This window comes from Moorena sp. SIO1F2 (genome assembly GCF_010672755.1).
In the GTDB taxonomy this organism is placed as follows: Bacteria; Cyanobacteriota; Cyanobacteriia; order Cyanobacteriales; family Coleofasciculaceae; genus Moorena.
The window spans coordinates 1-9,437 of record NZ_JAAHFV010000257.1; the positions used below are offsets into that span (position 1 = coordinate 1).

The 9,437-nt window shown below is 43.3% G+C and carries 7 protein-coding genes; all 7 read right to left on the reverse strand.

The window, feature by feature from the left end:
* Positions 1 to 615: 615 nt before the first annotated feature.
* On the reverse strand, positions 616 to 867 hold the full coding sequence (locus F6J94_RS24225) for a hypothetical protein (protein WP_293044861.1): 252 nt from the start codon (positions 865 to 867) through the stop codon (positions 616 to 618).
* Positions 868 to 879: 12 nt separating this feature from the next.
* Positions 880 to 2,394: a glycosyltransferase family 39 protein gene (locus F6J94_RS24230; RefSeq protein ID WP_293044863.1), complete on the reverse strand. Its 1,515-nt coding sequence runs from the start codon at positions 2,392 to 2,394 to the stop codon at positions 880 to 882.
* A gap of 13 nt (positions 2,395 to 2,407) precedes the next feature.
* Positions 2,408 to 3,994, reverse strand: a complete 1,587-nt coding sequence (locus F6J94_RS24235; RefSeq protein ID WP_293044865.1) for a glycosyltransferase family 39 protein — start codon at positions 3,992 to 3,994, stop codon at positions 2,408 to 2,410.
* Between the two features lie 235 nt (positions 3,995 to 4,229).
* Positions 4,230 to 4,799 (reverse strand): metal-dependent hydrolase, encoded by a 570-nt coding sequence (locus F6J94_RS24240; RefSeq protein WP_293018291.1) that lies wholly within the window; start codon positions 4,797 to 4,799, stop codon positions 4,230 to 4,232.
* A 215-nt stretch (positions 4,800 to 5,014) separates the two neighbouring features.
* Entirely contained in the window at positions 5,015 to 5,980 is a 966-nt protein-coding gene (locus F6J94_RS24245) for a lysylphosphatidylglycerol synthase transmembrane domain-containing protein (RefSeq protein ID WP_293018293.1), read from the reverse strand.
* A gap of 11 nt (positions 5,981 to 5,991) precedes the next feature.
* Positions 5,992 to 7,344, reverse strand: coding sequence for a hypothetical protein (locus tag F6J94_RS24250; protein ID WP_293044867.1), 1,353 nt, complete (start codon positions 7,342 to 7,344; stop codon positions 5,992 to 5,994).
* Between the two features lie 230 nt (positions 7,345 to 7,574).
* Entirely contained in the window at positions 7,575 to 9,095 is a 1,521-nt protein-coding gene (locus F6J94_RS24255) for an oligosaccharide flippase family protein (RefSeq protein WP_293044869.1), read from the reverse strand.
* Positions 9,096 to 9,437 lie beyond the last annotated feature (342 nt).

Genomic DNA, 9,437 nt, shown 5'->3' on the forward strand with positions numbered 1-9,437 from the left:
ATCTGTCTTCACTTTATTTCTACCTACAGTTAGCGGGTAGAACAGTTGCTAAGTGTAGCAGACTTAGGACTTAGTAAGTTTAGGGGGTTTTACCCCCCCTCCCCTCAAATCTGGGGGGTAATTCTCATAAATTCCCCCTAGTTTCTAGGATTTAGGGGGCAATGGTGAAGTCCTGAGAATTTAAGTAAATTGGGCTCAGGTTTTAAAATCTAATAAAAAAATTATTTTGTCAAGGATTAATTTATAAATTTTTACAAACCTCTCATTTTTTTGCTATTTTTAGTTTAAACATTGTAGTCAATTATTTATATGCCAGGATAATTTTCGAGGGTATTGTGTGTTCGAGTTGGCGTACGGCAAGGGTTCCGGCGACAGAGCCAAAGCACAATTTAATTAGCATTTCATTAGCGATCGCCAACGGACAAAAATCTCAAACCCTAGAGCAGCCAAGTAAGTTGAGGGATAGTAACAATTTTTTACGAGCAGCTTTACAAATTGCACCTAACCTGAAATTGTTTCCAAGGAATTGGGTTCAGTTGGAAAGTCGCCCATTAGACTCCAACTGATTGAAAATACTAAACTCCCCAAAGATGACAGCCTTTACGATTAGTATCTTTACATCCCCTGTTGCTCAAAAAATATAGTTTTTTCATTGTGTTTACAGGCTTGTAAGTGCTGTTTTATAATTCTATATTGAATACTCTTTATCTGTACAATCTCTAGATTAGGGTGATAAATTCTTCTAAATATCATTCTTGAATTAATTGCGCTTTGAGTAATTTCAGGAAATTGCGATTGGCCGTAGGCCACGCTACGCGATCGCAAAAAACCGGCAATAACTACTTCTAGGCTTACTTCAATAGACAACTGCGGCGAAGTCTACTCGTCAGAGGTTTGATCTGCAGAACGTGGTTTAAGCAGAAAGATTTCTATCCCATCAATGGGTTTCTCTCGGGTTTCAATCTGAAATTGCTCTTTAACAACAGACCGAAATAGTTTCGACGACTTGACATAAACTAGCCATAAACGAGATTGGGTTGGGGGCAAACTGCTAACCCAACCTTCTATCGCTTGCTGATCGTTTTTTCTAACCGATCGCGGGAGTACATCCTTAATCTCAATACTCCCAGAGCCATGATAGTAATGATTTAATGCTACAGGTATTCTCTGACCAATGGACCAAACAATCACATCACCCGGTTGTTCTTTGGTGGCAATGGTTTCCACTAAACCACGCCAATTTTCTCGATCCAGCACGGTATAGTAACGCTTTAGCCCACCACCAACAGCAATGGCATAGATCAGGGCTATCACCAACGCACCAATACGCCATCGACGCCAAATGCCGAGCCCAGCGGCTGCTAAAAGAATAAATAGGTATGGAGCTGCTAACAGTAGGTAACGATTAACCCAAAGAGAGCGAGAGACTTGGGACACTGAAAAGAACAGAACTAAGGGTAAAAACGCCCAAGCCGCAATCCAAGCCAGCTTACCTGAGCGTGGTTTGTTGAATAGGACAACACCTAGCAAACAGGTCAACATGACAGAGTAGGCATTGTAAAACCAGTAGATGGCATTGGAATTGGCTCGACCAAAGGGCCAAGCTGTAAAGCGACCTGGCTGCATGATCACATGCAGTAAACCAGGACTAGTGCGTCCACCGAGATCACGAACTGATGTACCAGGTACTTTTACACCTCCCATAAATTTGGCGCTCTTAGTTACTAGGGGAAACACCCATGGCAACCATAAAATACCAATCAGTAACAGTCCGACCCCGAAACGGAACAAAACACGAGGTTGATTCCGATACTTCCAGCCAAACACAACTATGTCTGGGAGCAGCAGCGCTACGTTAATGGGTGTGGTGATAATTGCCAAGAATCGCAGACCAGCCCATCCTAATAGTAAAGGAGTCGTTGGACGTTCTAGGGCGTGGGTTAAGATCAGTGTGCCAGCAACACCAAAGAATGTACTCGGTGCGTACATCCGGACTTCTTGGGCATGATGGATAAACAGGGGTGAGAGGGCAACGATTAGGGCAGCAATTAAGCCAGTGGACTCTCCGATTAAGCGCCGACCAAGCCGATAGGTAACAAAAACAGTACCAATACTAAACACAACGCACAATCCCCGCAGCCAAGCATCACTACTGCTAACTATCATCCAGATCCGTAAAAAGATCTGATATAGGGGGCGTGTACTATTAAAGACTTGCTCTAGGTGCTTGGCACGATGAATACTAATGAGTTCATCAACCCATAGGCTTTCTGTACCAAGTTGATAGAGGTACAATCCACTCGCTAATAGTAAGATTAAGGTAATGGGCATCCATGGTCGAAACCAATTTCCTTGCTCTAGGAGCGCTGCTGGTTTGTGGTTGTTGGCTTTCATGCTACCTAAATAATCAAAGCCCTAGAGCTGAGACCGATGTTGATTTGTTTTTGATATCAGTAGGATTTGGAGTATCAGTAGAATTGAGAGAATTGGGTATGACCAGAAATAGATGCATTAAATCATTTTGTCTATAAAAGTTCTCGTTAGTGAATTCTGCGTGTCTTTCCAGGTCAAAATGTTCTTTGAAAACAGTGCGAAACTTTTTTTGGTCAAAACCTGTGCCGCAAACTAGCCAGAGCCGCGAGGAAATAGGTGGCAAGTTATTAAGTGCTTCCTCTACGTCAGGCTTTTTGACTCGATCAGAAGGACAAAGTTTCCCGAGGGAATAGATCGGGGCATCTCCACTATAGTAATGACCAAGGGCTGAGGTCATTTTTGGCGAACCTATGGATAACACGATGGTATCACCAGGTTTTTCACCAATGCTAATCGTTTGCGCTACATTTCGCCAATCTTGGCGATCCTGCACGGTGTAATAGCGTATTAGCCCACTGCTAACGGTAATGGTATAGATAATTGCTACTGCGATCGCCAAACTCCGTTTCCAACGCCACAATCCCATCAAGCCAGCGGCCAGAATAATCAAAATGTATGGGGATAAAAACAATATGTAGCGGTCTATCCATAATCGTTTAGACACTAAAAAAATCATGACTGACGGTATAAACGCCCAAGCAGCAATCCAACACAGGCGTGGTTTGTGGTTTTTGTGGATGATGGCAATACCGACCAAGGCAGCTAATAGTAGACTGTAGGCTTGATAAAACAAGCTGCTGACCTTCGATGTGGAAGGAAATGGAAAGGCAGTAAAATTCTTTAACTTACGTAAAACATCCACAAAACTCGGAAATGAGTGTCGAGTAGCCGATGCATCAATTTTGGCGATGGGATTAAGGGCCTTGCTTAGGAAGGGCAGGCTTCCAGACACTAGAGATAACAAAGATGGTAACCACAACAGGATCACCAGCAACAGCCATTTGCCGAAAGCTAATAATGTAGCCCGTTGCTTGCGAAACCGAAACCATACCAACCAGATGTCCGCGAAGAGCAGGGTGGCATTGAGTGGGGCAGTTAGGTTTACCAACAGTCGTAGGCTAGCCCACCAAGCCATTGAGGTGGTAGTAGGATTCTCAAGAGCATGCACTAGCGCTAGGGTACCACCTAGACCGAGACAAGTGCCTAGGGTGTACATACGAACCATTTGGGCAAAATTGATGAACAGGGGCGATAGAGCCAAGAGGAGGGCAGCAATCAAGCCCGTTGCCTTTCCCGCTACACGACGACCAAGCTGGTAAGTTAGAAATACACTGCCCAATCCAAACAAGACAGACAACCCCCGCAACCAAGCATCGCTGGTGCCAAACTGCATCCAGAGCCACAGGAGGATGAAATACACTGGGCGGATTAGACCCAGATGGCCTGGTAAGCCTTTGGCATCATTAACACTGTAGAGTTCATCCACCCACAGGCTCTCTGTGCCGAGTTGATAGAGGTCAAACCCAGCCGCCAATAGCAAAATTAAGGCGATGGGAATCGATTCCCAAAGCCAATCGGCTTGGATTGAGGTTTCTGTTGAATTAAGTTTTTCTGCTTTCATGGATCTGACCAACCTTATCTACAATCAGTATTAAGAACCACCGTGATCAGACGAGGGTTCATCATGGCTCAGGAAAGATGGTTGATCGCCATCAACAAAGAACGATTAACCTCTTACCAAAGTAAATTGGGACACACGGCCATATTACTTATCAGCCTTGTTTTAGACATTTATGCAAAAGATCTATTATTGTCTCGATAACCTGATCACCTGATCACCCCATCACCCTTGGCCTCTATCTTGCCAATGGTTTTCTGCCGTCAGTTTTCCCAAACCCATACCATGCCAGTCCTACCAAGGGTGTAAGTACTACGATTTCCCACAGTATTCCCAAGAAATTAGGAATACTCAATATGGTGCGCACCATACCCAATTCTGGATTAAAATAATCAAATCGGGCAAAGATGGTAATAGGTGAAATAAAATACTCTAGGGAAAAAGGCCAGAGTGCCTGGACTCCGAAAGGTGCTGTTGGGTCAGCTACTAGCATATCCAAGAGAATGTGGCTGCCATAAACTAGAGCTGCCCAAATTCCCCACCGGAGCCGATTTAACCTCCAACGTCCCACTAGCCAAGCAACGAAGATGCCAATTACGGCGGCTACTATCAAGCTGTGGGTGGCCTGACGGTGAAAAGCTCCTGGATTTCCAACCAGCAGCAATCCAGGCAGAATGTCTATGTCTGGCAAATTCGTGAGCAATACTGAACCATACAACAGCCGAGTTTGCTGATGCCAAGCTACATAAGGGCGTGCCAGAACAAATCCACAAATACCGGCTAATGTGTGTCCTACTGGTGATGGCATTTTATTAATTTTAATTGGTAATTGGTAATTTTAATTGGTAATTGGTAATTTATATTTGGTAATTGGTAATTTATATTTGGTAATTTATATTTGGTAATTTATATTTGCTCTGACTATTGTTTATTGATCACCATTACACCTGATTACCTGATCATCCGATTACCCGATCACGACCTTACCTGATCACGACCTTACCTGATCTGAGTTAATCACCTTTACTTGCGCAAAGCGTATACAATTCCCCCCAGCAGCCCCTGAATTATCACGATTCCGTAAGCCAGCCAAGCAAAGGCAATCGCTTCGGATCTGGCAATATTGTAGCCGTAAGCCGCAAAAAAGAATACAAATGCATTCTCACGGAGACCAATCGCGTTGATCGATACAGGCAACACCATGATCAAGGAGACTAGGGGAATGATCACAAAGAAACTAAGAAGGGGAACCGGTAAATCCAGTGCCTTGGAAATTAGGTAATAATGAGCGATGACACTGATTTGCACCATCAGTGACAACCCCATAGACATACCCAAGGCATGTTTGCGGTTACCAAAGGCAAGGAAAGCTTTAATAATATTCAATACCTTGTTTTTTATGGGGTGCCAAAAGGGTAGTTTTATCTTGCTAATAACCCTTGAAATCTTCTGAGAGGGTATGAAAATCATCGAGAGTAAAAGCAGAATTGCTGCTGTACCTAGCATTACCCACAGGTGAAGTAATGGTAACTGGGCGATCAATGTCTGAGAAAAAAACAGCGCCCCGAGGCCAAACAGCATCAAACCCAGTAAACCGAGGAAACGATCCAAAAACACAGTGGCTAGTGCGACTGACTTGCTGGTTCCCAAGCGCCAGGCATCATAAGCCCTAATAGCATCCCCACCAATAGTGGAGGGCAAAAAATTACTGAAGAAAATGCTGACCATGTAGGACTTATACAAATAAGGGATCCTAGCTTTCACATTCTGAGCCAAAAGCAGTACCCGCCACCGATGAGCTCTGATGTAGTAACTGGCTAAGTAGACCACAAACGCTGCTATTAAAAGAGGAATGTTGGCAGAACTCACAGCTAGGAAAATTTCGGGCAGATTTGTCTTGCGCAACGCCCAAGACAGTAGCACTATGGAAACGCCGCATTTAATTATCGTAAGAATCAATTTTTTCCTAGCAGCTAACCTTTTTTCCATTGTTTTTTAGTTTATGGACTGTAGTAATTCCAAGTCATCTTACTGCGGCGGTACTGGTTTTGAGTCCATAGCCGTGGGCGATCAAGATTGGGATTAGCTTCGGGGTTGCTGTAAATGTGCAGCTGATTCCCATTGAGAACCATCACCTCTTCCCGCCAATCCCCAGACACATCAGCAACGTAAAGTCTCGCCGCCTGTTCTTTGAACCGATGGAGAAATTCTCCACTCAGGGCATCGAAAATTCCGACGTCTCCTGGTTTATGGCGCTCTTTGACAGCCACTAATTGCCTCGACTCTCCTGTCCAATCAATCGGGAAGATCACCTCTACACCTTTTTCTGTCCATCCCTTGGGAGCAACATCATCCATTTGATAGTCAGCAATCCGTTGACCTTGGGCATCAAATACAAAGGGTTTCTGGTGCTTCTGGTAACGGCTGCGGCACCAAACTTCTAATCCCGGTCGTTGGGGGTCAAAATCACCAATGGCAGCATTTTGTGGTTCTTGATGCTTGTAGTGGGTTTTCCAAATTACGCGATCGCGGTTATAAAGGAAAACCCGATTGCCACCCCCCTCTTCCAGAGCTACCACCTCTAATCCTGGGATGTCTGGACGCACATCAGCCACAAACAGGGAGTCAATATGACCTTTTATGGGAATTCGCACCAGTAGCTCTCCTAATGGTGATATAATCGTCCCGCCCAAAACCTCATCTTTGCCATCTCCGTCGAGATCTGCCACCCGTGCCCCATTGTGGGCATTGGCAAGGAAATCATCTCGGGTCCACAAAGGTTTAAGGTTTTCACCTTTGAGTAGGTTGTCTAGGGAATAGGCTGCTAGATAACGACCCATACGGTATCCTTCAGCATTCGTGGTCTGAAGTAGTAAATCGCGATCGCCTTTGCCCCGGAAATTGGCTACTACTAGGTGCTCCCAACCCTCTGTACCTTCTAGAGATGGGAGTTTTATAGTTTTCTGAGTCTGTCCATTGAACCCTTCAACAATATGGAGGGTATTGTCCTTGGTTAAAAACAGAACTTCTGTCTTTTGATCTCCATCTACATCAGCTGCTTGGACACCTGGTCCATGAGTTCCAGGTAGTCCGTTTTGCTCCGACTTCCCTACCACTTGAATGTTGATCTGCTTTGCCCAGAGCTTTTTTCCAGAATGATCGTGAACTGCAATATAATCTGACTTAGTGATGATAAAATCTTGTTGGCCGTCATCGTTAATATCTGTTGTAATCAGCCCACCAATACGCCTGTCTGGAGCTGGTCCACCTACAGGAATGACTAGGGGTTCAATTTGAGAATAAGCTAAACTATTAGCCTTAGTACTTGATTTTTCCGTGCTGGACTGACTCACACATCCCAAGTTTATCAAACTTAAAAATAACCATAATAAAGTTATAGCAAATTCTGGTTTTTTATGGCTATATTTCCAGCCTAAAATTGGCTTTTTTATAGTTTCTATAGGTTTGTGTAAATTAGCTAATATGTGCAACATCATTTTTATTCATATAATCTCTTGAATTAATGATAACTTTAACCAACAGTATTGGGAACCATTTTATAATCTATTAATCCTCAAACGCATCAATCCTTGAATAGTCCTAATCTCTTGCTAATCTTTACCAATATCATCTGATCTGCTTCTTCTATACCCATTGGTAATAGCAGACCAAAATAGCATAAACAAATAACTAATGCTGTGAACAATGCTGACAACACGAAATGCATAGGTTCGAGCCAATTTTGCACAACCAAACCAATCAAAGCAGCTGTAGTCCCAGCTACGATAATTTTTAAATATGTCCAATTATACAAGGGAATCCCTACCCCTAAAGCGCGCTTTACTAGAGCTGCACGTAACATGCTAATCCCTGTAATGCTAACCCCTGTTGCTACTGCTGCTCCCATAACTCCCCATAGGGGAATCAACAAAATATTCAATGCTATATTCGTGATTGCTAGACCAATATCTGCAAAAAGCTTGAAATATTGATGACCTGACATAGCTAGCATATGATTAGATAATCCTCCCACACCGGCTCTTGCCAGTTGCCCCATACCTAAAATGACCAAGGGCAACCATCCAGTTTCAAATTCTGCCCCGAAAATACTTAAAATGTTTTTGCCAGCAACTCCAACAATTAAAAACAGAGGTAATGTCAAGGAGAAGCTCCAGCGACTACTGGTTTGGAAAACTCTCCCCATTTCTTCAAACTCGCCCTTGCTGTAAAGACTGGCAATTATCGGAGCAAAAACTGTAACCAAGGAGCCAGCAATGATATTCATCAAGAGCGATGTCTGTGAAGCTGCTCGATAAACACCCACCTCTGATGCTGACCGGAAATACCCCAGCATCAATACATCTGTCCAGAGTAGGATGAGCCACGCAAAAGTTCCAAAGCCTAAGGGAAGGGAAAATGTAATTAGTTGCTTGCTCTCAAAGATCGGTTTGGGACTTCTTCTAGCTATCCCAGGAAAGATACTGCCAATGAAGTAAACAGTGGCTGCTAATGCTAAAGTCAGAGCAACTAGCCAAGCCCAAGCTGCTCCCTGAAGTCCAAAGCCGATGGTACAGAGTACTATAGCTAGTAGTAAGTTAATGAATGGTAGTAGTAGCTCCCAAATATAAACTTTGTATTGTGTAATCTGAAATCCGGTAGTAGCAAAGGCTCCGACATTGGTAGCAGCTCCCACAGGGAGAGCTATGGCAAAGATACGGAGTGCAGGAGCTAGCTCTGGTTTACCAAATAAACCTTGGGCAATAGGATCAGAGGCAAAAAAGAGAGTACTCCCAAAAACGATACCACTCAATAAAGGTAGCCCAATTGCCTGTAGTAAAACTCCCTTGAGCCGATTTTTGTCACCGGAACTATAGTAGATTGAGACATAGCGCACAACACCACTGTCTAGCCCCATCCTTGAAAATAGCTCTCCAAAGTGATAAATGGTAATTCCTAAGGTGTAAAGCCCAAAAGACTCTGCCCCAAGCAGCCAGGCAAGAACTACTTGGGTAAAGTATTTGAAACCAGTACTTATTAGTTTACCTATGAAAGAAACTCCAGCTCCTTTCACCAGCTTTTTGGAGGTGGCATCAGACAGTTCCACTAGGTGATTACTCCATTTATTATGTTAGTTCTCTGAGCGACTTATCTGATCAACTTAATTTTGCCCATTCTTCATTAAAGGTTTTTTTGCCATCTTATTTCGTTAATTTTTTAATCTTCTATGTAATCTGGAATAAACTAGATTACGATTTGGATTATTCATCCCTCTCAATAATTTCCTTATTCTGAGCTGAGCCTCAAACTTAATTTGCCTCGTAATAAGAGTCATCATGTCCGGTCTAACAAACTTTTTCAGATATCGCAGTAGATAATCTTCTATAAAAAATACTATCATTTCCTTTCGTTTTATATGAGTTTTTCCAGAAGTTTCTAGAGAATAGCC

Bases quoted from the DNA above. Each gene is read 5' to 3' on its own strand.
- F6J94_RS24230 (WP_293044863.1), bottom strand. From the start codon at position 2,394: ATGAAAGCCAACAACCACAAACCAGCAGCGCTCCTAGAGCAAGGAAAT.
- F6J94_RS24235 (WP_293044865.1), bottom strand. From the start codon at position 3,994: ATGAAAGCAGAAAAACTTAATTCAACAGAAACCTCAATCCAAGCCGAT.
- F6J94_RS24240 (WP_293018291.1), bottom strand. From the start codon at position 4,799: ATGCCATCACCAGTAGGACACACATTAGCCGGTATTTGTGGATTTGTT.
- F6J94_RS24245 (WP_293018293.1), bottom strand. From the start codon at position 5,980: ATGGAAAAAAGGTTAGCTGCTAGGAAAAAATTGATTCTTACGATAATT.